We start from the raw sequence: 24331 nt of genomic DNA, 5'->3' as shown, positions 1-24331 counted from the left end.
TGCGTTGGGTCGCGAAGCGGCCCCGGTTTTCCAGCGGACATCAAAGCGTCTGGCAGCGCCCGCCTCCCCCTCACTCCTGATCCATAACCTCTACCACGCCCTTGTCCTCGCCCAGAAACCCGCCGCTTTGATGCTGCCACAGCCGCGCATAGACGCCGTTCTTTCCGAGCAGTTCGCTGTGAGTCCCCTGTTCGATGATGCGCCCGTCATCCATGACAATCAGCCGGTCCATGGCCGCGATGGTGGACAGCCGGTGGGCGATGGCGATCACCGTCTTGCCCTGCATCATTTCATCAAGGCTTTCCTGGATGGCGACTTCGACTTCCGAATCCAGCGCGCTGGTGGCCTCGTCGAGCAGCAGGATCGGCGCGTTCTTGAGCATCACCCGGGCAATTGCGACGCGTTGGCGCTGGCCGCCCGACAGCTTGATGCCGCGCTCGCCCACCAGGGTGTCGTAGCCGGTGTGGCCTTGCCGGTCACTCAGCTGGCTGATGAACTCATGGGCCTGGGCATTCGCTGCGGCGCGATGGATTTGTGCGTCAGTCGCGTCAGGACGGCCATAGGCGATGTTGTCGCGAATGGAACGGTGCAGCAGCGACGTATCCTGCGTGACCATGCCGATGGAGCTGCGCAGGCTGTCTTGCGTCACTTTGGCGATGTTCTGGCCGTCGATACGAATCTCCCCGCTGTCGACGTCGTAGAAGCGCAGCAGCAGGTTGATCAACGTGGATTTGCCAGCGCCAGAACGGCCCACCAGGCCGATTTTTTCGCCCGGGCGGATATTCAGGCTCAGGCCATCGAGCACCTGGCGTTCGCCGTTATAGTTGAAGCGCACGTTATCGAAAGTCACCGCGCCGCCGGACGTCGCCAGCACTTCTGCGTCCGGCGCATCCTGCACCTTGGTGCCCAGGGTCAGGGTTGCCATGCCATCCTGGACGGTGCCAATGCTCTCGAACAGCGAAGTCATCTGCCACATGATCCAGTGCGACATGCCATTGATCCGCAGCGCCATGGCGGTAATTGCCGCCACCGCCCCGGCGCCGACCTGTCCCTGGTGCCACAGCCACAGGGCGTAACCCCCTGCGGCCATGATCAACGCTACTACCAACGCCTGGTTGACGATTTCGAACTGGCTGACCAGGCGCATCTGGCGAAAGCCGGTCTGCTTGAAATCTTCCATCGCGGCACGGGCGAAATGCGCTTCACGGTTGGAGTGGGAAAATAGCTTCACCGTGGTGATGTTGGTGTACGCGTCCGAGATCCGCCCAGTCATCATCGACCGCGCATTGGCCTGCTCCTGCCCGACTTTGCCCAGGCGCGGCACGAAGTACAGCATGGCCAGCCCGAACAGCAGAATCCACGCCACGAAAGGCAGCATCAGCTTCAACGCGAAGCCGCCGGCCAGTGCGATGATCGCGATGAAATAAACCCCGATGCCGGGGGCGATCTCGATAAGCGTGAACAGCACGTCGCGCACGGCTAGCGCCGTCTGCATGACCTTGGTCGTAACCCGGCCGGAAAACTCGTCGGAAAAAAATGACAGGCTTTGCCGCAGCATCAGGCGATGGAAGTCCCAGCGCAGCCGCAGCGGCAAGTTGATTGCCAGGATCTGGTGCTGCACCATCGTGCGCAACGCCACCAGCCCGACACTGCTCACCATGACGATGCCCATGCCCCACAGCACCCGACTTTCCTGCGCTGCCGCATCACCGCCAGCCTGCCAGATGGAGAGCAGGTCCACGACTTGCCCGAGGAACGCAAACAGCCAGGCTTCGTAAATCGACACCCCGGCACTCAGCAGCGCAAACGCCAGGATGTACCCGCGGGCGCCCCGCGTGCACGCCCACAGGAACCGCGCCAGGCCGTTGGGTGGCGGCGGTACCTCGTCAGGAGGAAAAGGGTCGAGCCTTCGTTCAAACGCACGAAGCATAGTGTTCTCCAAAACGATCAAGTTACGGGGATTCTGCCATTGAACGGTGGCTTTGAGGGTTTTGTGGCAGATAGCGTCGGCTCAGTAATGATAAAGTCGCTCGCCGCACAATGACCTGACAGGTCATCGACACTCTCCACATGGACAGGCAGAGTTGAATTCATGGGTCACTATTCCTTTCATCCTGCGCAGCCGGTATCCAGCACTGCTGCTGGCGAGCAGCTGCGACGCTTGCGTCAGCAGGCAGGGCTCAGCCAGCTGGATCTTTCCCTGCTGGTCGGCGTGTCTCAGCGTCACCTCAGCTGTGTCGAGACAGGTCGTGCCAAGGCGAGCCCCGGCACTTTGCATGCGCTATTAACAGCCCTCGACGTCCCCCTCGAACACTGCAACGCGGTGTTTGTGGCGGCTGGTTATGCGCCCCGCTACGTGGCTTCTGCGCTCGACGCTCCGGCGCTGGCGGTTGTGCACACGGCGATCGAGCATTATCCTGCAAGCCAATAACCCGGCGCCGGCCATAGTCATCAACAGCAACTGGGACATTACTGCAGCCAATGCCAGTGCGGGATTGCTGTTCGAGATGGCCGGAGTTGCAAGCGCTGGCGAGTCGGGTCTCAACCTGCTCGATACGCTGCTGCGTCCCGGCGGTCTGGGTGATTGCCTGGTGAATGCACAGGAGATACGCGCCATTGCGTGGCAACGCGCCGCAAGGGAAGCCATCGGCAATCCCGGTCTAACTCGCCTTCTGCAAGACCTGTCTGGCCCGACGGAAGCCCCCCCGGCGTCAACACCCTCCCCCTTGATACTGACTCGAGTGCGCGCCGGAAACGCCGAACTGCGGTTTTTGTCGACCTTCACCACATTCGGAATGCCGCTCGATATCACCGTTGCGTCACTGCGCATCGAGCACCTTATTCCCGCCGACGCGGCGACCTGGCAGAAGATGAAAGACGCTTACGATCAGTGGTCGGCGGTTGCGACGCCGAAGGGCTAGACCAGTGCCGACAGTTACCCTTTTAGATAACAAGGCCACACAACAATGAAATTACTGCTCATCGCTTCGCTGGCAATTTTGTCGCTAACTAAGCCATTAGTATCTTTGGCAGACAATCTGAATGGCAAAACTATCTTTCAACAAAGATGTGCCATGTGCCACGGCGCCGATTTAAAAGGAACGGGCCCACTGGCGCATAAAAGCAATCCGCCCACACCTGACCTGACCACTTCCGCCTTCAAGAAACGGCTGGATGATTATCCGGGCGTTATTGTCTCGTCAATAATACTGCGTCCAAATGGCGACCTGATCCCAAGGACCTTGCGAGAAAATGGAGTCAGGCTGCCGCCGTTCACCTGGAGGGTTCAGGATTTCCGAGATTTGAATCAATACATGACCGGAGCGATATCAAGTAATCGCTGACGAGCAGATAAAACCCCCGCGCGCCCTTCCACCTGAACCGCGCCATGGACAACGGCCTGACCCGGGAACAGGCGGCGGAAGTGGTGACTCACCTGGCGTTCTATGTCGGGTGGCCGAAGGCGATGTCGGCGGTGCCGGTGCTCAAGGAGGTGTTTGCTGGGCGTGGTACGCAATGATGGGCCGTTGCTGCCTGGATGCAGCAACGGCCATTGCTCCTGAAGAATTAGTTCCGACACTCCGATAACACCACTTTGCAGGTCGTCGGCGTGCCGCCGGATCTGCCGGCATAGCGGATGCAATTGTTCAACGATTTCTGCCGCGCGATGCTCAAGGTGCTGCCCCAGGCCAGACCGCCTTCGCCTGCGGTGGGCAGGGCCTTGGCATAGCAGCTGGAACCCACGTTCGCCGCAGCATAGCGAGCTGAAGTGGTCCTGCCGGAACACCCGGTGGTCAGCACCAGGTTAATGGCGAGCAGCGAGGATATGACCCAGGATGAGCGGGGATGAGCTGGTTTGGCGGTCATTCCCATGCTCCCCGTAGAGACGTGATGATGGTGGTGACCTGTTCAGCGTAGTCGTTTTTCGCAAGCCAGGTTCGTGCTCGGGGTGTACGCAGGATTTGGACCCGGCATAGATCCGTAGGAGCTCGGCTTGCCGGCGATGGCGGTTTAGCGGGCGCCATCGCTGGCAAGCCAGGCTCCTACGGGTGATCGAGGGTGTATGGGGGATTTGGGCCCGGCGCAAATCCGTAGGAGCCCGGCTTGACGGCGATGGCGATTTCGAGGACGCCATCGCTGGCAAGCCAGGCTCCTACGGGTGATCGAGGGTGTATGGGGGATTTGGGCTCGGCGCAAATCCGTAGGAGCCCGGCTTGCCGGCGATGGCGGTTTTGCGGGCGCCATCGCTGGCAAGCCAGGCTCCTACGGGTGATCGAGGGTGTATGCGGGATTTGGGCCCGGCGCAAATCCGTAGGAGCCCGGCTTGCCGGCGATGGCGATTTCGAGGACGCCATCGCTGGCAAGCCAGGCTCCTACGGGTGATCCGGGTGTACGCGGGGATTTTGGTTCGGCACAAATCCGTAGGAGCCCGGCTTGCCGGCGATGGCGGTTTTGCGGACGCCATCGCTGGCAAGCCAGGCTCCTACGGGTGATCCGGGTGTACGCGGGGATTTTGGTTCGGCGCAAATCCGTAGGAGCCCGGCTTGCCGGCGATGGCGATTTTGCGGGCGCCATCGCTGGCAAGCCAGGTTCGTGCAGGTGATCGGGGTGTACGCGGGATTTGGGTTCGGCACAAATCCGTAGGAGCCCGGCTTGCCGGCGATGGCGGTTTTGCGGGCGCTATCGCTGGCAAGCCAGGCTCCCCCCCCGGCCCTGCCAGGCCGGTCACTCCAATGCCAGAAGCTCCCGGGCCTTGGCAATGACGAGGTCGATATTAAACGGCTTTTTCAGCACCGCATCGAACAGGTCCGAACGCTGCATGCCGATATGAGCCTGGGCGCCGCTGATCAGGATGATCGGCAAATGACTGGTCGACGGCAGCGCCCGCACCGCCTTGGCGAATTCGAGACCGTCCATCACCGGCATCATGAAGTCGGTGATAATCAGCGAAGGACGCTCGCGGTCCAGCACTTCCAGTCCTTTTTGGCCATTGCTGGCCTTTACGACCATGAACCCCTCATCCTCCAGCGCGTAGCCGAGGATGTCAGCGATCAAATATTCGTCGTCGACGACCAGGATGGTGGTCATGTCAATTCAACCCGACTCACAGACTTAGGAGATTGAACCGGGCAGCGTTGAATCATTGGGGACTGCCGTCGCATGTCGTGAGGCCTTCTTCAGTTCAACGCCGTGTGCATGGATAACCACTTCAAGTAGCGAGGGGTCATAGAAGCTGTCTCGTACTTTAAGAATCGAAAGCAGTCGTCGGAGTTCAGACTGATTTTCGGAGAACCGCATCAGCATCAGGTTATCGACGATGCTCGACAGGTCCGGCGTCGGCGTACTGACCTCGGAACCGAACAGATCCCGCATCTCCCACGAAGCAAATACCGTCACCCCGCGGGCGCGCAGTTCGCTCATCAGCGCACTATAGAAATCGGTGATGCGCGCCGGCGTGGTCGACACCCGTGCCATGCCGCTCAGGCTGTCGATGAACAGGCGCTTGATGCCCTTCTGCTCGACGATGCTCAGCAGGCGTGCGCCCAGGCTGTCGAGCAAACCCTCGGTGGTGGGCTGCCAGGCGATGCTCAGCGCGCCACTTTCTTCCATGCCCTTGATGTCGATGCCCAGCGACTGGCCCTTGAGCCGCAGCCGTTGCGGGCTTTCATAAAAACCGAAATGCAGCCCGGGTGCATCCACCGTCGACTCGGCGAGGAACTTGAGGCCCAGGGTAGTTTTGCCCACTCCGGAAGGCCCCATGACCAGAGTCACGGAGGAACTGTGCAGGCCGCCGCCGATCAGGCCGTCGAGCGCACCAATGCCACTGGCGATGCGCGTCAGGTCCGCGCTGTCGGGCATCGACGGATGGCTGTAGAGGCTTTCCAGGCGCGGATAGACCACCAGGCCGTTGTCGGTGATTTCGCACTCGTGTAGGCCGCTCAGCGCCCCGCTGCCGCGGGTCTTGCGCATCTGGATACGGCGCACGGATCGGGTGCCGAACAGCTCTTCGCCGATTTCAATGACGCCATCGACCATGGTGTGTTCGGGGCTGCCGTCATCCAGCCGGGAGCTGGTGAGGAACAGCACGGTGCAGCCGGCGAAGGCGGCATGGCCCTGCAGTTCGGAGATGAATTTTTTCGTGTCCATCGGCGAGTCGGCCTTGGAGCGCGCATTAAGCAAGCCGTCGACCACCATTACCGTAGCCTTCTGCCGGCTGATCTCACGCCGCAGCAGCTTGACCACCTCGTCCAGCCCTTCGTTTTCCAGGGTGTCAAAGGCGCTGACAAACTGGATTTCGGCGCCGACCCGCGCCGGCTCGAAGAAGCTCAGGGTCGAGAGGAACTGGAACAGGCGATCATGGGATTCAGCCAGCAGCGTCGCGACCAGGACCCGGCCGCCATTGCGCGCATGATGGAACCCGAGCTGGTTGGCAAGGATGGTCTTACCAGAGCCAGGGCGTCCTTGAACGATATAGGAGGACCCCGCGACCAGCCCGCCCTTGAGCAGAGCATCAAGCCCCTCGATTCCGCTTTGAAGGCGTTTTAGCTTTTCCACTATGCAACCCTGATCTGAACAACAGGCCATCAGGCCGAAGGTCTACGATGCTAACGCCATTTTCGCGTTCGGGCTATCCATGCGCTCGCTTAAGCGCAAGGTAAATACAAGGTGAAGACACTGCCTTGGCCCAAGCAGCTCTCCACGCGGATTTCACCGCCAGACTGCTTGGCAAAACCGAACACCTGGCTCAGGCCCAGGCCGATACCCTGCCCGACTGTTTTAGTGGTGAAAAAAGGCTCGAAGATTTTCTCGATGCAGAACGGTGCGATACCCGAACCGTTGTCGCCAACCGAAATGGCGATGAACTTGCCGTCGAGGGACGGATCCCCGCGGGTTGCCGGAATACCGTCAGCCCGGACCACGCTAATCACCAGCTCGCCAGTGCCGCGCATGGCTTCACTGGCGTTGTTGGCCAGGTTGACCAGCGCGGTTTCGAACTGACCAGGATCGGCGTGTATCGAGCAGGACTCGTCAGGCAGGTCGATGACCACGTTAATCCCGGGCCCAACCCGCAATGTCATGGCCTCGCCAATCGCCATAACGCTGGCATTCACATCCAGCGCTGACGGATTGAGCGCTTGGCGGCGCGCAAATGACAGCAGCTGACCGGTGAGGCAGCTGCCTCTTTCCACGGCCTCGGAAATCGCTTCGACCAGGCGCAGGCGGCGCTCTTCAGAACTGCCCGGGCGCTTGAGCAGGTCACAGGAAGAGCGGATAACGGTCAGCAGATTGTTGAAGTCATGGGCAAAACGCCCGGTCAATTGCCCCACCGCCTCCATCTTTTGCGACTGGCGCAATTGTTCCGTGCGCTCCTGCACCTGGTGTTCCAGCGAAGCGGCCAGCTCGCGCAGATCATCCCTGGCGCGGCAGCGCTCGGTGGCCATGCGCGTGCGTTCGGCGACTTCGCGAATCAGCGCCAGCTCATCATCCGACCACTCGCGAACCTCGCAATGGTTCAGGTACAGCAGCGCCACTGGCCGGCCTTTTTCAGTGATGGGCATATTGATGAACGAATAAGCACTGATCGCCTTGAGCTGCTGTGCACTGTCGCGGGTTCGGGGGTCCTCGGCAACGTCGCGAACGATGACTGTCTGGCTGTTTTTCAGATCATCGATGTAACTGCCGTAGTCGCGAAAGCTCAAGACGCCGGCCAGGGATTCGATTCCCGGTGCGTTCCAGTCGCGCTCGATGGTGATGGTCTCGGCAATCGGGTCGATGGTGCCGTAGCCAACCCTGCTGACCTGCAGGGTCCGTCCAAGAATTTCCGCCGACGCGTACGCCAGCGCTGGAGTGTCATCCAGGTCGCGAATCCGCTCGCCGATTTCTATCAGGGCCAGACGGTGGGTGTCGTAGGCCAGGGAAGCCGCACCGGCCCCTGGTAAAGAGTTCGTTGGCATGTCGAGTTCGGCTCGTTGTAAGACTGCCCATTCGTGCACAGGGCAATGTCGTCTGTTGTAAAGCCAACCTTTGCTATTTGCCCACCTTGCGGCGAACGCAAAATTGCCCCCTATGGGCGATGGATTGCAACTTACGATAAAAGGTTTCAAATTTTTATTGCAAGCACCACTTCAATCAAATGACGGCCCTTGGCTCGCGCAGGAAAACTTCCAGTTCCTGGACCGGCAAGGGTCGACTGAAGAGGTAACCCTGCACCTGATCGCAGCCGTTTTGCGAGAGGAACGCCAGCTGCTCGGGGGTCTCCACGCCTTCGGCGATCACCTGCAGGCTGAGACTGTGCGCCAGCTCGATGATGGTCCGGGCGATGGCGGCGTCCTGAGGGTTGCTGGTGACTTCGCGGATAAACGCAATGTCGATCTTCAGTTTGTCGATCGGGAAGCGTCGCAGATAGGCCAGGCTGGAATAGCCAGTGCCAAAGTCATCGATGGAGACTTTGACGCCCAGTTGTTTAAGGGTTTGCAGGCTGGCGATGGTGTGGGCGGTGTTTTCCATCAACGAGCTTTCGGTCAATTCGATTTCCAGGCAGTGCGGATCAATCTGATTGTCGAGCAGCGCCTGGCGGATGCTGGCGATCAGATCGCCCTCGATGATCTGCTGGCCGGACACGTTGACCGCGACCTGTAATGGCCCCTGCCCGGCAAGTCGCCATTCGGCCATTTGCTGACAGACCCGGGTAATCACCCAGGTACCCACCTGGGTAATCAACCCCATGCTTTCCAGGATCGGCACGAACACTGCGGGCGACACATGCGCCTGCCCCGGACGCGGCCAGCGCAATAGGGCTTCGAGCCCGCAGACCTGGCCATCCACCAGGCCGATCTTGGGCTGGTAGAACAATTCAAACGCCTGCTGCTGGACGGCTTCGCGCAAGGCGGTTTCCATCTCCTGACGCGCCGACGCTTCCACGTTCATCTGTGCGGTATAGAACCGATACGTATCGCGCCCGATCTTCTTCGCCCGGTGCATGGCCGTGTTGGCGTGCTTGATCAGGCTGTGGGCGTCGTCAGCGTCGTTGGGGTACAGGGCAATGCCGATACTGGCGGTCATCGAAGTGTCCTGGCCGTCGAGCTGAAACGGCAGGCGCAGTACTTCGCGAATGCGCTCGACGGTTTGTAGCGGGTCCGCCTGGCCCTCGCGGATCATCAGGATCAGCGCGAACTCGTCACCGTGCAAGCGGCCCAGGGTATCGCTGACGTTAAGGCAGCCCGTCAGGCGCTGACCCAGTTCAGCGAGCATCTGATCACCCAAAAGGTGGCCCCAGGTTTCGTTGATGCTGTTGAAATCGTCCAGGTCAACGGTGACCACCGCCAGTTGCCAATGGCTGAGCGCCGCCTGGGTGAGGCCCATCTCCAGGGTGGTGAAAAACAGGTTGCGGTTGGGCAAGCCAGTCAACGTATCGTAGTGGGCCATTTTCAGCATGCGCTGGTCGGTTTCCTTGCGCTGGGTGATGTCCCGCGCGATGCCGACAATGATCCAGTCGTCGCCGGTCTTGTAGGCCTGGCGATGGATTTCCACCGGCAGATAACTGCCGTCCTTGCAGCGGATGCGCGACTCGGTCGGCTCGATCGGCCCGGTACCCGCAATGATCTGGTCATATAAAAGCTTCAGCTCTTCGATGCTGGCATCGCTGAGGTCCGCAGGGGTCATCAACAGCAGTTCTTCGGAACTGAAGCCCAACACCTGGCTGGCACGTCGATTGAATTCGATCAGTTGCATGGTGCTGCGATTGACCAGGAAAATCGCATCCCCTGACGCATCCATCGCCGAACGAAAACGCTCCAGGTCGATGGTGCGCTGCTGCAGCTGTTCTTCCAGCATCAGGCTGTGGCTTTTCAGGTAGTCGCCGAAGGCTTTGAGTCGCAGCAGGTTGCGCACCCGCAGCCACAATTCGGCACTTTCCACCGGCTTGCTGAGGAAGTCTTCGGCGCCCGCCTCCAGGCCTGAAATCCGCGCACTGTGCTCACCCAGGGCGGACAGCATGATGATCGGGATGTTCGAAGTAGCCTTGTTGGTTTTCAGGTGCCGGGCGACTTCGTAGCCGTCCATGCCGGGCATCATGATATCCAGCAGGATCAAGTCAGGCGGCTGTTGCGCAACCATGGCGAGTGCCTCTTCCCCCGAACTGGCGGTGAGGGTCTGGTAACCCTGGTTCTGCAGGAGGATCTGCAGCAGTTTGCGCACATGGGTTTCATCGTCGACGATCAACAGGGTAGCGGCGGTGTCGGACATGTAGAGAGCTCAGGTAGAGGGCTGTTGAGGCAGAGTGTTTTGCAGCAACGTGTCGATGACCTGGTAGAGCTCCTTGTAGCGTAGTGGTTTGATGATGTAGGCGTTGCACCCGGCCTGACGGGTCTTTTCCGCGTCTTCCTTCATGGCCATGGCCGTGAGCGCGATCACCGGAATGGCCGCAGTCGCCACGTCACTTTTGAGCAACGAGGTGGCTTTGAGGCCATCCATGCCCGGCAGCTGGATGTCCATCAGGATCAGCGCGGGCTGCAGCTCGCGCGCCAGCTTCAGGCCGGTTTCCGCATCAGCGGCGCAAATCACGCTGTGGCCGGCGCTGGTAAGCAGTAACCGGGCCAGGCGCATATTGGCGGCGTTGTCTTCGACGATCAGGATTTCGGCCACGGCGCCTCCACAGTGGTTGTACGACGGATGGGCAACCAGGCCACGAAACGTGCTCCGGCCCCTGCCCGGCTGGCGACTGCGACACTGCCACCTTGCAGCTCAGTCAATTGCTTGACCATCGCCAGGCCCAGGCCAGTGCCCTCGAATTTACGGGCCAGGCTGCTGTCGATCTGGCTGAAGGCCTTGAACAACTTGTCCATGTTAGCCTGGGCGATGCCAATCCCGGTATCGCTGACGCTCAGTTGCAAAAATTGCTCATGCTCGCTGGTCGGCAGTTCAAAGCCATGCACCGGCCAGTCGCCGTCGAGGGTGCCGACCTGGTCCCGCGGCACCTGCTTCACCGCCAGGGTGACCACGCCTCCCGGGGCGCTGAACTTCACCGCGTTGGCCAGCAGGTTGTAGACGATCTGCTTGGTCTTGCGCAGGTCCAGCTCGAAGGTGCCGAGGTCGTCGTCGGTTTCCAGCTTCAATTGAATGCGCTGCAGGGCGGCCTTTTCGCGCACGATCAGCAGGCTGTTGCTGAGCAGGCCCTGCAACTCCACGGGCTCGAGTTCCAGGGCCATCATGCCGGCTTCGACCTTGGACAGGTCGAGGATGTCATTGATCAGCGACAGCAGGTGCTGGCCGCTGGTGAAAATATCGCTGATGTATTCGCGCTGGGTGTCGGTCATGTCGCCCACCATCCCGTCCTTGAGCGCTTCGGAAAATCCGATCACGGCGTTCAATGGAGTGCGCAGTTCGTGGGACATGGTTGCCAGAAACTCGGATTTCATCAGGCTGGCATGTTCGAGCTCGACGTTCTTTTCTTCCAGGGTGCGCTCGAAGCGTTTGCGCTCGGTGACATCCCGGGCGGCGGCAAATACGCCCTGCAGCTTGCGGTCACGGTCGTGGAAAGTCGCTGCGTTATACGACACCACGGTTTCGGTGCCGTCGTAGGCGCGCACCGTCAATTCGTAGTCGCTGACTTTATTTTCGCTGAGCACTCGCTTGATTGCCGCATCGGCGCGCGCCGGGTCGGTGAAGAAGTTGCGGCACGGTGCGCCAATCAATTCGTCACGGGTGCGGCCGGTCAGCGCCATCATCTGTTTGTTGACGTCGGAAATGATCCCCTGGGGGTTGGTCATCATCAGCGCATCAATGTTCGACTCGATCAGCGAGCGGGTATAGAACTGCTGGTCGCGCAGGCGTTGATCGAGCAATGCCTGGGTGGCTTCCTCCTGCTTGCGTGCAGTGTTGTCGGTACCGATCAGCAGGTATCCGATGATGATTTCGGCGCTGTCGCGCAATGAGGTGACCGACACCATCGCCGAGAGACGGCTGCCGTCCTTGCGGATATAGGTCAGCTCATAAATATCTTCGATGCCTCGGGACGCCTTGAACACCAGCGCGTCGAAGCCCGGGGTGATCTCCGTCTTGAGTTCCAGGCTCAGGGCGGCGGCGCGGGTGATCAGCTCGGCAGGGTCGGAAATGTCGGCTGGGGTGATCTTGTCGACCACGTCTTCGGAGAGGTACCCAAGCATGCGCTCGGCGCCGACGTTGAAGATCTGGATAACGCCTTTTTCATCGGTAGCGATGCTGGAGAAGTAGGCGCTGTTAAAGATCGCGTCTTGCAGAGCACCGGTCTTGAGCAGACTTTTCTGCCGACGAAACTCGACGATCTTTTCGGCGCGCGACAGGGGCTCGGAGGGTGGACGGTCTACTGGCGGGGTGTCCATTGTGCGTTTCCCGTTAACTCGCAAACCTGACCGTGATGACGGTGCCGTAAAGCGTGCTTACGGAAAATCGCCCGAATGAGCGATTAGAGGCTTTCTTACGATAGCAGAGCTTGGGTTGGAGGGTGCGCCTGAAAGCTTTCGTCAGGCTTTCAGGCGAGAACAAAATCCCGAGGACCGCCAAGGGGCAATCAACCCCCTCGACGGTCGCCGCCGCTACAGGCTGAACAGGTCAACACCCAGCTGGAACGCTACCCACAACGCCAGGCCGGTAGCAAACAGCAGCGCGATGTTCTCGAACAGGTTGTTGCGGTACTGCTTGTCCAGCAACGACTTCTGGTTAGACATGATCAGCAGGCCCAGGGAAATGACCGGCAAACCGATGATGTTCAGCGCGCTGACGCCAATGGTCAGGGTCACGAAGTCGGGCATGCCCGGCAGTGACCAGATCAGCGGAGTCACGAGGATGAACAGCATGAACCACTTGTGCATCGGATCGTGGTGAAACTCTTTGCCGTACGTGTCGCGACGCTTGGGGCGCACGTGCTGGAAGGCATCGGTGATGAGCATCGGGAAGGCGGTCGTTTTACCGGAGATGCTGGCGAACAGGGTTGCAAAGACGCCGATGAAGAAGACATACCAGCCGATCGGGCCGAAGAAGATTTCCAGCGCCTTGCCCAGGTCGCTCAGGGTTTTCACTTCGATGCCGTTGGGCCGCAGGATTTCCGCGCCGACGATCCAGATGGCCAGGTTGATGACGATGCCGACGAACACCGCGAACAACAGATCGTTACGCTGGATGCGCTTGTGCTGCGGGCCGATCCAGCCCTTCTGGCGCATCACATAAGGGTGCACGAAGTTGGCAATGGAGCCGGCCACCGCGCCGATCACCGACACCGCTACGAGCAAGGCGCCATGCACGCCCTCATCGGGCGGAATGCTGAAGCCGATGGTGCCTTTGATGATGCCGGTCACGTCGGGACCGGACATGACCGCCAGTGCGATGAACGCCAGGGTCATGATCGCCAGCAGCACCTTCATCACGCCTTCGATCATCGAGTAGATGTTGCGCCCCACCAGCAGCCACACCGCCAGCACCACTGCCAGGGAGCACAGCAACGGCTGGTCAATCCGCAACAGCATGGCCAGGGATTCACCGGCACCCTTAATCATGTAGGCGTTCATCAGATGGCCCATCAACAGGGCGTAAACCAGCATGAACCAGGCGAAAAACGGGTTGAGCTGGGCATAACCCTGGAGGATGGTCATGCCCTGGTTATTGCACAACTGGAAGCGGGCAATGATGTTGACGATCAGGTAGCGCAACAGCAGGGAGACAGCCAGCACCCACATCATCGCATAGCCGTAGTTGGCCCCTGCCACGGAGGACGTGATCAGATCACCGGCGCCGAGCCAGGACAAGACGGCGATGATGCCCGGGCCCAGCAGCTTGAGTATTCGGGCAAAGCGGTTTTGCGCGGGCGCCGCGACTTGGCCTTCGACGGAAGGAATGCTCGTCATGGAAGGTATCTCCGTTTATTTTTTTTGTGAGAACCGGCGCATTCCAACACAGTACGTACGACGTCGTACAACTACTAAGATAATGAGAGTATTAGCAAATGTTTCCGCAAGATTTCCGAGCGCTGGCGCTTTGGCCTGAGGTACGCGGCGCTCGGATTTTGCGGTTATCCCCTTGGGCCAGCCCAACAATTGCCGCTGCTGCGAATACAGCTTATTGGATCACCCGCGCGTACACCCCGCGATCGACGTTGCCTCCGGAGAGGATCACCCCCACCTTCCTGCCCGCCATAGCCTCACGCTCCTGCACCAGTGCCGCCAGCGCCGAAGCGCCCGCCCCTTCTGCAAGGTTATGGGTATCGGTGTAGTAGATGCGCATCGCCTCGGCGATCTGCCCGTCGTTGACGGCGACAATCCGCGCCGCGCCCTCGCGGTAGATGGCAAACGCCTCGGGAATCGGCCTGCGCACCGCCAGGCCATCGGCAAAGGTATTGGCCGATGACGTTTCGCAGATCTCGCCGGCTTCGAACGACAACCTGGCAGCGTCAGCCTCGGTGGACACCACGCCCACCACCTGGGTATCCAGCCCCAGCGCATCGCGTGCGGCAATCACTCCACAGATGCCCGAGCCACAGCCGATCGGCACATAGACGGTGTGCAGGTCGGGCACCGCCGTGAACAGCTCCAGTGCATAGGTCGCCACGCCCTTGACCAGTTCGGTGTGGAACGGCGGCACCAGTAACAGCCCATGCTCCTGCGCCAGGCGCGCCGCCTCGACGCGGGCATCATCGAAGTCGCGGCCGCATTCCACCACCTCGCCGCCGAAGCCACGCATGGCATGGTTCTTTTCCACCGAGTTGCCTTCGGGCACCACGATCAATGCACGCAAGCCCAGGGCACTGGCCGCCAGCGCCAGGCTCTGGCCATGGTTGCCGCGGGTGGCAGTGACGATGCCCTTCACGTCCGGGTGCGTGCGCTTGAGCCAGTGCATGAAGGTGATGCCGCCGCGCACCTTGAACGCGCCAGTGGGGGTGTGGTTCTCATGCTTGACCCACACCGTGCAGCCCAACCGCTCTGCCAGCAACGGCCAGGCGTACTGGGCCGTGGCGGGCATCACCTGGTACACCTGGCGGGCCGCTTGTTCGATGTCGTCGCGAGTCAAACTGTGCATGGGCAATCTCCCTGTGGTTTTGCCCAGTCTAGGCGCAAGGTCGATACGTCGGCTTTCAGAAAACCGACCTGACTTTTTGCCTCTTTCTTCACTACTATGCTCGGCATGAACCCGCACAATCGCCTGCCATCAACGCACCAGACCGAACCGGTCCGCCGGGTCGAAGCCGGGCCGTGGGCGATCGAGTTGTTGCCCGCCTCGGCCTACGCAACCCGCTATGTGGCGACCCAGGCAGCCATCGGCTTCGCCTTCGACAGCCAGTGCGGCGTGCACGCCATCGGCAGTGACCGGGTGCAACCCTTCCTCGCGCACCCCAACGGCCTGGCGTTTGTGCCCGCCGGTTGTGACGTCTTGTCCGAGTCAACACAGGGTGGTGAGTACCTGCGGGTGGTACGCACTGATGGCCTGGAGTTGCCGGGCGAACAGGCTTTCAACAATCGCATCGATCCACAGGCAATCAGCCTGGCGCTGGGCATGCGCAATGGGTTGCTGCGCGCTGCACTGGATAACGACTGGGAGGCCTGGGCACTGGCCCTGGCGGAGCGCGCGACGGCGCACACGGCATTGCCTGCGCAGCCGGCAGGCTCGATCACCGCCAACCGCCTGCGCCAGCTGGATGAGTTCATTGATGCAGGCCTCGACGGGCCGCTGAGCGTACAGGCGATGGCTGGCCTGCTTGAACTGTCCGAAGGTTTTTTCATGCGGGCGTTCAAGCAGGCCACTGGTAAAAGCCCGCACAGTTACCTCATCGACCGCCGCCTGGCCAAGGCTCGGGCTCTATTACGCGATTCAGCTGCCAGCCTGTCGCAGATCGCCCTGACCTGCGGCTTCAACTCCCAGGCGCATATGGCGACGGCGTTCCGACAACGGCTGGGAGTGACTCCGGTGCAACTGCGGCGGGGTTGAAGACCCCGCGCCCATTCAGGACTGCACAAACGCCAGCAGATCGGCATTCAACCGATCCTTGTGCGTGTCGGTAATGCCGTGGGGTGCACCTTCGTAGACGATCAGCTTACTGTCCTTGATCAGCTTCGCCGAAGCCCGGCCGGCGGCATCGATCGGCACGATCTGATCGTCATCGCCATGGATGATCAAGGTTGGCACATCGAACTTCTTCAGGTCTTCGGTGAAATCGGTTTCCGAAAAAGCCTTGATGCTGTCGAGGGTGTTCTTGTGTCCGCCGAGCATGCCCTGCATCCACCAGGCATTGATCACGCCCTGGGAAGGTTCGGCGCCCGGGAGGTTGTAGCCGAAGAAAGGCCCGCTCGGGATGTCGATGAACAGCTGCGAGCGGTTGGCCAGGAAGCCCTGGCGAATGCCGTCGAAAACCGAGACCGGCAGGCCGCCGGGGTTGGCGTCGGTCTTGACCATCAGCGGCGGCACTGCGGAAATCAGCCCGGCTCGTTTTACCCGGCCGGTACCGTGCCTGCCGATGTACCTCGCCACCTCCCCGCCTCCGGTGGAAAACCCGAACAGGGTCACGTCCCGCACATCGAGGTGCTCGAGCAACTGCGCCAGGTCATCGGCGTAATGATCCATGTCGTTGCCATCCCAGGGTTGGCTGGAGCGGCCGTGGCCTCGACGGTCATGGGCGATGCAACGAAAGCCGTTGGCCGCGAGGTGATACATCTGCGATTCCCAGCTGTCGGCGTCCAGTGGCCAGCCGTGGCTGAACACCACAACCGGGCCCTTGCCCCAGTCCTTGTAGTAGATTTCTACGCCTTCTTTGGTAGTGAAAGTACTCATGGTGGAGTGCACTCCTTTCGATTGTTCCAGGTGGATTTCGGGCCAGGAGACGGCGCGGCGGCCTGGCTGGGAATAACCTTAGCTTGCGCAAACGCAGGCGTTTACTTCTACGTAAATTCGGCACGTTGCACAGCGGCATATATGCGTGATCAACCCGCCGTTTAACCCAAAGCTTGCCTGTTTTACGTAGTCGACTGCGCCTGATCGAGACACTCTGGATCAACCTGAACGAGCTTGATGGCAGGTTGAAATGGACAAACACAAGGCCCGGCTACCGAGTTCAAGTCTTACCCCTACAGCGCGAGTCAGTTGGCAACAGGCCAGGCGTCAAGCCAGTGCCGCCCGGGTGCTGACGCTGCTGCAGCAGTGCGATGTGCAATCCTTGAGCCTGGGCGAGCTGTGCCGCAAGGCGGGTGTCAGCGAGCGCACCCTGCGCTCGATTTTCCAGCAGGTGTTCGGTATCGGGCCCAATCGCTACCTGCACATTCGCCGCCTGCATCTGGTTCGTGCAGCGCTGGCACTCGCCAATCCGGACATCGAATCGGTCAGCCTGGTGGCTGCGCGCTTCGGCTTTACTGACAGTGGCCGCATGGCTGCGGACTATCACCAGCTGTTTGGCGAATACCCCAGCCAGACCCTGATGCGCTCGTTGTCGTGACTGCCTAGCCATGCGGCCGCGCCGCCCTTGCGGCTTTCAGCGACTGCGCCGGCAGCGTGCCGAAATACTGGCGGTAGAGGCTCGCCAGCCGCCCAAAATCCCACACACCGAAGCGCGCGCAGATGCTGGTGACGGTGTCCTGCGGACCAGCATGGCGGATAGCCGCGCGGATGGCGTGCAGGCGGCGAATCATCAAGTATCGATGCGGGCTCATGCCCAGGTATTGGTTGAACACATTACGCACGGTGCGCTCGGAGGCGCAGGTCGCCTGGCAGATGTCTTCGGTGTAGACCGTCTGGACCTCCAGCACTTCGAGCAACTCCAGCGCGCGCCTGATGATTTCCTGGTGATCACGATTGTGTCGCGCCGTGGCGTGCGGCGGGTCGACGGGCAACAGCAGGCGAAACACCACGTCCATCACCTCCATGCGCGCCGCGTGCTCGGCACTCTCGCTGTGCAAGGCTTCGGGAGAATGTGCATCGATGTGGAACAGCCGTTGCGCCAGCCAGAGCAGCGGCCCGAGGTTGCGCTGGGCATTGCTCACCAGGTTGCGGTGCAATAGGGAAAAATCGAATTCGTCCTCGCGCAGTGACGCCCAGTGCAGCACCAGCTCGCAGGACATGGCGACCGTCAGCCAACTGGCGGGATGCGTGGCGTTGATATGAAACATTGCATTGGGCACCATCCAGCCAATGCGCCGACGATCGAAGCGGTGGCCGTCGACCACCGTGGTCTCGTGCCCGGTCAGGGGCACAAAAATATTAAAATAGCCGGGCAGACCGATACCGGTGTACACGGTACCAGCGCCTTCGCGGCCGCTCATCAGCGCCACCCCGTTGAGGTCGACCACCTTGAGTTGCCAGTCCCGCTGCTGGCGGGTCCGCAGGACGTAGCGGCCCTGCACGCCATACAGGGCTTCTTCGAACTCATCGAATTGCGAGCAGATCAACTGCACCATCGACGTTCCTCAACTCCCGGACAGCTATTGGCAGCCTCCATGCCAGTCGGTCCAGGTGATCAGCGTAGACCACAAAAACAGCAGGCAAATGGACGACCATGGCCGTCCATCTGCAAGGCCGCTGCAGCGGATCAACGGTTCAGGTATTCACTGGTGGAAATGACCGGCGCGTAGCCGAAACTCAGGGCCGCCATGAATGCGGCGTGCACCTGCGCCGCAGGCACCTTGACCCCATTGAACTCAAGGTCGAGGGTGGCGCAGGCGTCATGCAACACCGTGGTGGTGTAGCCGAAGTCCACCGCTGCGCGGGTCATGCCGTCGACGCACATGTGACTCATGTTTCCGACCACGACCACCTCATTGATGCCATGCCGGTCGAGGATGGCTTTCAGCTCGGTCTCGCGGAATGAGTTGATGTAGTGCTTGAGCACCACGGGCTCGTCCGCACGGTTTTTCGCACTCTCGTGAATCTGCGCGCCCTCGCTGCCGGGTCGGAAGAAAGGCGCATTGTCGTCCTTGAATTAATGGCGGATATGCACCACCAGGTCGCCGCGTTCGCGGAACCGGTCGATGACTCGCGCCGCTTGCCCCGCAGCGTCTTCGACGTGGGTCAGCGCCCATCGGCCGCCGGGGAAATAGTCATTCTGGATATCAACGACCACCAGGGCTTTCTTGCTGGAATCGGAACTGCTCATGATAGTTTCTCCACTGACAGGTTGCCGCAGGGTGCAAGGATTTACAGGGTGGCGGCGGTATCCGCCACGGCCAGGCTCAGGCCCAACGCTTGGGCAACGCCAGCACCGTAGGCGGGATCGGCCTGGGTGCAGTTGGCGATGTGCCGCCGCTTGATCATCTCTGGCGCATCACCCATCGCCCGGGCGGTATTGTCGAACAGCGCCTGCTGCTGGAAGGGCGTCATCAGCCGGAACAGATTGCCAGGCTGCTCGAAATGATCCTCCACGACGCTTTGATCCCAATGGCCGGCATCGCCATCCAGCGCCAGGGGCGGCTCGTGCAATTGCCGGTGGTCCTGCCATTCGCCGAAGCTGTTGGGGAAGTAGGACAAGGTCGAACCCAGGTTGCCATCCGTGCGCATTGCGCCGTCGCGGTGATAGCTGTGGAAGGGGCAGCGCGGCGCGTTAACCGGGATGTGATTGAAGTTCACGCCAAGCCGATAGCGCTGCGCATCGCCGTAAGAGAACAGCCGCGCCTGGAGCATTTTGTCTGGCGAGAAGCTCACGCCCGGCACCACATTGGCCGGGGAAAAAGCCGCCTGCTCAACCTCGGCGAAATGGTTGTCGGGGTTACGCTCCAGGCGCAATACGCCCACTTCTTGCAGCGGGAACTCGGCATGAGGCCAGACCTTGGTCAGGTCGAACGGGTTGTGTCGATGCACGCGTGCCTGGTCTTGCGTCATAGTCTGGATGCACAGTTTCCAGCAGGGAAATTCACCCCGCTCAATGCACTCATAAAGGTCGCGCAAGTTGCTCTCGCGGTCGTTGCCAACCACCTGCGCCGCCTCTGCATCGCTGAGGTTGGTGATGGACTGCTGGCAGACGAAATGAAACTTGGCCCAGACTCGCTGGTTGTCGGCATTGATCAGGCTGAAGGTGTGACTGCCAAAACCATGCATGTGCCGGTAACTGGCGGGGATGCCGCGGTCGCTCATGACGATCGTGACCTGGTGCAAGGCTTCGGGCAGCAGTGTCCAGAAATCCCAGTTATTGGTTGGTGACCGCAGGCCGGTGCGCGGGTCGCGCTTGACCACATGGTTGAGGTCGGAAAAGCGCAGCGGGTCGCGGAAGAAGAACACCGGGGTGTTATTCCCGACGATGTCCCAATTGCCCTCATCGGTGTAGAGCTTGACCGCAAAACCGCGAATGTCGCGCTCGGCGTCGGCCGCTCCGCGCTCCCCGGCCACGGTGGAAAAGCGCACGAACGCCGGAGTCTGCTTGCCCACCTGGGCAAAGAGGCTGGCCTTGGAATGACGAGTGATATCGGCGGTGACGGTAAAAGTCCCGTAGGCGCCCGCCCCTTTGGCATGCATGCGCCGCTCGGGAATGACCTCGCGGTCGAAATGCGCGAGTTTTTCCAGCAGCCAGATGTCTTGCAATAGCGCGGGCCCACGTGGCCCGGCAGTTTCGATATTGAGGTTGTCGATCACCGGCGCGCCGGTGGCGTGGGTTAGTTTTTTATCATTCATCAGGGTGACCTCTCAGGACACTGGGAGCCATCCAACCCGATCGAGTCCTGGTCGAACGCCTCATGACCGGACGCATGATCGGAAAAAGCCCCTATGCGAGCTACGTAAAAACGGCAAATAGTCGGCCACCCAACCAAAAGCCCCTTGCGCCGGGGCAGCGTCATCCATCGCGATAACTTGACAAGCCGCAGGCGCGGAGTTATCCCGGTTTTCGGCCACGTCCTATCGCAACGCCAATACCGGCAAGAACAGAGCGTCAAAGCGCCAATGAATTTGATCGAGCAAGACCCCTATCCCACCGATTCGCTGTCCCAACCGCGGGCCGTGGTATTCCTGGCCTACCCGCAAATGGGCCTGCTCGACCTGACCGGCGCCCAGACAGTGTTCTGGGCGGCGTCCAAAGCCATGGCCGAACGCGAACTGCCGGGCTACACCCTGCACACCGCGAGCCTGGAAGGTGGACTGATCACTACCGCCGAAGGGCTGTCGGTGCACACCACCTCCCTGCACCTGTTCAACGAGCACGCGGTGGACACGCTGATCGTGCCGGGCGCCCCCAACATCCGCCAGGCGATGATCGACGGCGTGGCACTGGTGGACTGGTTGCGCGCAGCCTCGCCCAGGGCCAGGCGCACCGCTTCGGTGTGCAGCGGCACCTTCCTGCTGGCCCAGGCCGGATTGCTCGAAGGCCTGCGCGCCGCCACCCATTGGGCGATGTGCGACATGCTCAAGAGCGGCTTCCCGACCATCGACGTCGACATCGATGCGATCTTTATCCAGCAGGGCACGGTCTGGACTTCGGCAGGCGTCACCACCGGTATCGACATGGCCCTGGCATTGGTCGAGGCTGATTGCGGTCGCGAAGTTGCGCTGCAGGTGGCCAGGGAACTGGTGGTGTTCCTCAAGCGACCTGGGGGCCAGGCGCAGTTCAGCCAGCTGCTGCAATCGCAGACCGACGACAGTGCCGGCTTTGACGAGCTGCACCTGTGGATCAGCGCCAATCTCAGCGAGCCAGGCCTGACCGTCGAGAAGCTGGCTCGGCAGGCCCAGATGAGCCCGCGCAATTTTGCCCGGGTGTACAAGCGCCAGACCGGACGCACGCCGGCCAAGGCCATCGAAATGTTCCGCATGGAAGCCGCACGGCGCCTGCTCGAAGACTCCCAGCGCAACATCGACCAAATCGCCCAGTCCTGTGGCTTTGGCGACGAAGAGCGCATGCGCTACACCTTTCAGCGTCATCTCTCGATATCCCCCCGCGAATACCGCAGCCGCTTTTCCCGCTGACGGCAGCCTTTACCTGGCGTGGCCAAATCGCCGTGCAGGCAGGCGCTTGGCCGTTTTTCAGGGGTATATGTCCTATCAGGGCAGGACCGATTGCTTCTACGATATGCCACCCAGACTCCGCCCCCCCCCGACATCAGGAGTGCATGACCGAAATGAACAACAACAGGTCTGCCAGTGCGCGCGAAGCGCTGCCATTTTTCTTCGGTTTGTTGCGCAAGACGTCCCGCACACCCCACCTGCGCAGAGTCGATCCCGCTATCAGCATCAGCCCCAATCCATTGGTCAACGCCCTGGGCTGGGTGATCGGCCTGGTGGTGGCGTGCGGGATCGTGGTGATCAACTCCGAGACTCACACCGACCTGGCGCCGACCATCCTGTACATCACGTTGCTGTTGATGGCGGCCAATCTGTTCTCGATCAACGTGGTGATCTCGATCGCGCTGATGTGCATTGTGTTGCTTACCGCAATCTTTCTATACAACGGCGGCTATCAGCGCTGGGACTCGACCACCGGTTTTTTCCGCTGCCTGACCGCGCTGTCGGCGATTACCTTCCTGGCCCTGCGCAGCAAATACGCAGCGGACCGCCTGCGCCACAACGAGGTGTATCTGCTGGGGGCCCAGCGTTTGAGCCGCACCGGCAGCGTCGGCTTTCGCGGCGATAGCGAACGCATGACCTGGTCGGACGAAGCGGCGCGGATTTTCGAATGTGCGCTCAGCGAGTCGCCCACGGTTTCCATGGTCCTGGCCCGAACTCATCCCGACGACCTGCCGCTGGCCCACGAGGTGTTCGCCAAGGCGGCGCGCGGGGAAGCGCTGATCGAAGTCAGGCACCGACTGCTGATGCCCGACGGCCGCATCAAGCACATCCACATGATCGCCAGCCCGCTGTTTGAACAGCACGAACGCTGCGAATACATCGGTGCGCTGATGGACGTCACTGCCACCCGAGAGGCCGAGGCCGCGCTGTTCTGCGCCCAGGCGCAACTGGCCCACGTCACCCGCGTCACCTCCTTGGGCGAACTCGCCGCGTCCATTGCCCATGAAGTGAACCAGCCACTGACGGCGATCACCAGCAGCGGCGAAGCCTGCCGGCGTTGGCTCGATCGCCCTGCCCCGGACCTGCCTGAAGCCTTGCAGGCGCTGGATCGGATCATCGCCAGCGCCGGTCGCGCCAGTGACGTGATCAGCCGGATCCGCGCCCTTTCGCGCAAAAGTGATCCATTGCGCCAACACGAGTCGCTGGACGATATCGTCAGTGAGACCCTGGGCCTGGTGCAGCAGGAGCTGGCGCACCACAAGATTCGTCCGACTGTGGAACTGGCTGCGCATGGCCGCCTGGTGGATGTCGATCGGGTGCAACTGCAGCAGGTCATCATCAACCTGATCATCAATGCCTGCCACGCCATGGATGCGGTCAAGGTGCGTGATCGCCTGCTGCACGTGCGCACCTGGGTCGCGGATAACGAAGCCATGGTGGAAGTGGCGGACCGGGGCATGGGCATCGCCCCCGAGGTGATGAATGCACTCTTCACCCCGTTCTTCACCACCAAGGACAGCGGCCTGGGCATGGGGCTGTCGATCTGTCGCTCGATCATCGATTTTCATGGCGGACGCATCTGGGCCACCAGCACGCCCGGCCACGGAACCTCGTTGCGGTTTGCGCTGCCGGTGCTGCTGCCGGAGTCGACCAACAGTGCCGGAACTGCACTCACGCACTCGATGGAAACGTCATGAACGCACATCATCCTCTGAACAGAGTCGCCAACCACGAGCCCCTGGTGTTCATCGTCGATGACGATGCGCCGTTGCGCGAGTCCCTCGGCAGCCTGTTGCGCTCCATCGGCCTGCAGGTGGCGCTGTTTGCTTCGGTTGCCGAGTTCATGAACTACCCGCGCCCGGACATTCCCAGTTGCCTGGTGCTCGATGTGCGCCTGCAAGGTACCAGTGGCCTGGATTTCCAGCGCGAGCTGGCAGAGGCCGGGATCAACCTGCCGATCGTATTCATGACCGGGCATGGCGACATCGCCATGACGGTGCGGGCGATGAAGGCCGGTGCCGTGGATTTCCTCGCCAAGCCGTTCCGCGAACAGGACCTGATCGACGCCGTTTCCGCCGCCCATGCCCGGGACAAGGTGCGCCGCGAATCCGAGCGCAGCACCGAGCAACTGCGCAGCCGCTACACCACGCTCACTCCCAGGGAGCAGACCGTGATGGCACTGGCGGTGTCGGGGTTGATGAACAAACAGATCGCCGGGGAAATCGGCTTGAGCGAGATCACGGTGAAGATCCACCGCGGCCAGGCCATGCGCAAGATGCTCGCCCGCTCCTTCGCCGACCTGGTGCGCATGGCGCAGGCGCTTGGGGTGTGAGGATCCCCTGCAGGAGTCTGGCTTGCCAGCGATGACGTGCGCAAGATCGCCATCGCCGGCAAGCCG

19 protein-coding genes and 3 pseudogenes are annotated in these 24331 nt (G+C 61.2%); 8 read left to right on the top strand and 14 right to left on the bottom strand.

The features are described from left to right. Positions 1 to 70: 70 nt before the first annotated feature. A complete protein-coding gene (locus ORL50_RS22460; protein WP_266018138.1) occupies positions 71 to 1930 on the bottom strand; it encodes an ABC transporter ATP-binding protein in 1860 nt (619 codons plus the stop codon). Positions 1931 to 2092: 162 nt separating this feature from the next. Here ORL50_RS22460 and ORL50_RS22455 point away from each other — a divergent pair. From ORL50_RS22455 to ORL50_RS22445, 3 genes and pseudogenes are all read left to right on the top strand, one after another. Further along, positions 2093 to 2921: pseudogene (locus ORL50_RS22455) on the top strand (helix-turn-helix domain-containing protein). A 45-nt stretch (positions 2922 to 2966) separates the two neighbouring features. Further along, the gene (locus tag ORL50_RS22450; RefSeq protein WP_266018137.1) at positions 2967 to 3344 is read left to right on the top strand and encodes a c-type cytochrome; all 378 of its coding nucleotides are present in this window, start codon (positions 2967 to 2969) and stop codon (positions 3342 to 3344) included. Positions 3345 to 3367: 23 nt separating this feature from the next. Then, positions 3368 to 3520, top strand: a pseudogene (locus ORL50_RS22445) (carboxymuconolactone decarboxylase family protein); the annotation flags it as partial. A 47-nt stretch (positions 3521 to 3567) separates the two neighbouring features. On the opposite strand, the gene ORL50_RS22440 reads toward ORL50_RS22445, so the two are convergent. From ORL50_RS22440 to ORL50_RS22400, 9 genes are all read right to left on the bottom strand, one after another. Next, on the bottom strand, positions 3568 to 3867 hold the full coding sequence (locus ORL50_RS22440; protein ID WP_266018135.1) for a hypothetical protein: 300 nt from the start codon (positions 3865 to 3867) through the stop codon (positions 3568 to 3570). Positions 3868 to 4725: 858 nt separating this feature from the next. After that, positions 4726 to 5088: a response regulator gene (locus tag ORL50_RS22435; protein WP_266018133.1), complete on the bottom strand. Its 363-nt coding sequence runs from the start codon at positions 5086 to 5088 to the stop codon at positions 4726 to 4728. Positions 5089 to 5112: 24 nt separating this feature from the next. After that, a complete protein-coding gene (locus ORL50_RS22430; protein ID WP_266018131.1) occupies positions 5113 to 6555 on the bottom strand; it encodes an ATPase domain-containing protein in 1443 nt (480 codons plus the stop codon). A gap of 89 nt (positions 6556 to 6644) precedes the next feature. Then, on the bottom strand, positions 6645 to 7955 hold the full coding sequence (locus ORL50_RS22425; protein ID WP_266018130.1) for a sensor histidine kinase: 1311 nt from the start codon (positions 7953 to 7955) through the stop codon (positions 6645 to 6647). 175 nt (positions 7956 to 8130) lie between these two features. Next, complete coding sequence (locus tag ORL50_RS22420) at positions 8131 to 10245, bottom strand: EAL domain-containing response regulator (protein WP_266018129.1); 2115 nt, start codon at positions 10243 to 10245, stop codon at positions 8131 to 8133. 9 nt (positions 10246 to 10254) lie between these two features. Then, positions 10255 to 10644, bottom strand: coding sequence for a response regulator (locus ORL50_RS22415; protein ID WP_266018127.1), 390 nt, complete (start codon positions 10642 to 10644; stop codon positions 10255 to 10257). Continuing rightward, on the bottom strand, positions 10629 to 12359 hold the full coding sequence (locus ORL50_RS22410) for a PAS domain-containing sensor histidine kinase (RefSeq protein WP_266018126.1): 1731 nt from the start codon (positions 12357 to 12359) through the stop codon (positions 10629 to 10631). The genes ORL50_RS22415 and ORL50_RS22410 overlap by 16 nt, the downstream gene beginning before the upstream one ends. A gap of 213 nt (positions 12360 to 12572) precedes the next feature. Further along, complete coding sequence (locus ORL50_RS22405) at positions 12573 to 13877, bottom strand: Nramp family divalent metal transporter (RefSeq protein ID WP_266018124.1); 1305 nt, start codon at positions 13875 to 13877, stop codon at positions 12573 to 12575. A 211-nt stretch (positions 13878 to 14088) separates the two neighbouring features. Further along, positions 14089 to 15045, bottom strand: a complete 957-nt coding sequence (locus ORL50_RS22400) for a threonine dehydratase (protein ID WP_266018123.1) — start codon at positions 15043 to 15045, stop codon at positions 14089 to 14091. A gap of 105 nt (positions 15046 to 15150) precedes the next feature. Here ORL50_RS22400 and ORL50_RS22395 point away from each other — a divergent pair, with 105 nt between their 5' ends. Further along, positions 15151 to 15951, top strand: a complete 801-nt coding sequence (locus ORL50_RS22395) for a helix-turn-helix transcriptional regulator (RefSeq protein ID WP_266018121.1) — start codon at positions 15151 to 15153, stop codon at positions 15949 to 15951. Between the two features lie 15 nt (positions 15952 to 15966). On the opposite strand, the gene ORL50_RS22390 is transcribed toward ORL50_RS22395, so the two are convergent. After that, a complete protein-coding gene (locus ORL50_RS22390) occupies positions 15967 to 16791 on the bottom strand; it encodes an alpha/beta fold hydrolase (RefSeq protein ID WP_266018120.1) in 825 nt (274 codons plus the stop codon). A 250-nt stretch (positions 16792 to 17041) separates the two neighbouring features. On the opposite strand from ORL50_RS22390, the gene ORL50_RS22385 reads away from it, so the two are divergent. Beyond that, positions 17042 to 17449: a helix-turn-helix domain-containing protein gene (locus ORL50_RS22385; RefSeq protein ID WP_266018119.1), complete on the top strand. Its 408-nt coding sequence runs from the start codon at positions 17042 to 17044 to the stop codon at positions 17447 to 17449. 4 nt (positions 17450 to 17453) lie between these two features. Here ORL50_RS22385 and ORL50_RS22380 read toward each other — a convergent pair whose 3' ends face one another. The 3 genes and pseudogenes from ORL50_RS22380 to ORL50_RS22370 all read right to left on the bottom strand — a co-directional run bounded on the left by ORL50_RS22380 (position 17454) and on the right by ORL50_RS22370 (position 20610). Beyond that, positions 17454 to 18407, bottom strand: a complete 954-nt coding sequence (locus ORL50_RS22380) for an AraC family transcriptional regulator (RefSeq protein WP_266018118.1) — start codon at positions 18405 to 18407, stop codon at positions 17454 to 17456. 131 nt (positions 18408 to 18538) lie between these two features. Continuing rightward, positions 18539 to 19102: pseudogene (locus ORL50_RS22375) on the bottom strand (cysteine hydrolase family protein). Between the two features lie 41 nt (positions 19103 to 19143). Continuing rightward, positions 19144 to 20610: a catalase gene (locus ORL50_RS22370; RefSeq protein ID WP_266018117.1), complete on the bottom strand. Its 1467-nt coding sequence runs from the start codon at positions 20608 to 20610 to the stop codon at positions 19144 to 19146. 267 nt (positions 20611 to 20877) lie between these two features. On the opposite strand from ORL50_RS22370, the gene ORL50_RS22365 reads away from it, so the two are divergent. From ORL50_RS22365 to ORL50_RS22355, 3 genes are all read left to right on the top strand, one after another. After that, positions 20878 to 21894: a GlxA family transcriptional regulator gene (locus ORL50_RS22365; RefSeq protein ID WP_266018116.1), complete on the top strand. Its 1017-nt coding sequence runs from the start codon at positions 20878 to 20880 to the stop codon at positions 21892 to 21894. A 152-nt stretch (positions 21895 to 22046) separates the two neighbouring features. Further along, positions 22047 to 23630, top strand: a complete 1584-nt coding sequence (locus tag ORL50_RS22360; protein WP_266018114.1) for a sensor histidine kinase — start codon at positions 22047 to 22049, stop codon at positions 23628 to 23630. Further along, entirely contained in the window at positions 23627 to 24265 is a 639-nt protein-coding gene (locus tag ORL50_RS22355; protein WP_266018113.1) for a response regulator transcription factor, read from the top strand. Before ORL50_RS22360 ends, ORL50_RS22355 begins: the two co-directional genes overlap by 4 nt. The last annotated feature ends 66 nt before the right edge of the window (positions 24266 to 24331 follow it).

The organism is Pseudomonas sp. RIT-562, from assembly GCF_026241895.1.
In the GTDB taxonomy this organism is placed as follows: Bacteria; Pseudomonadota; Gammaproteobacteria; order Pseudomonadales; family Pseudomonadaceae; genus Aquipseudomonas; species Aquipseudomonas mandelii_F.
The sequence above is the reverse complement of the archived record's forward strand: the minus strand, read 5'-3'. Positions and strand labels throughout refer to the sequence as shown.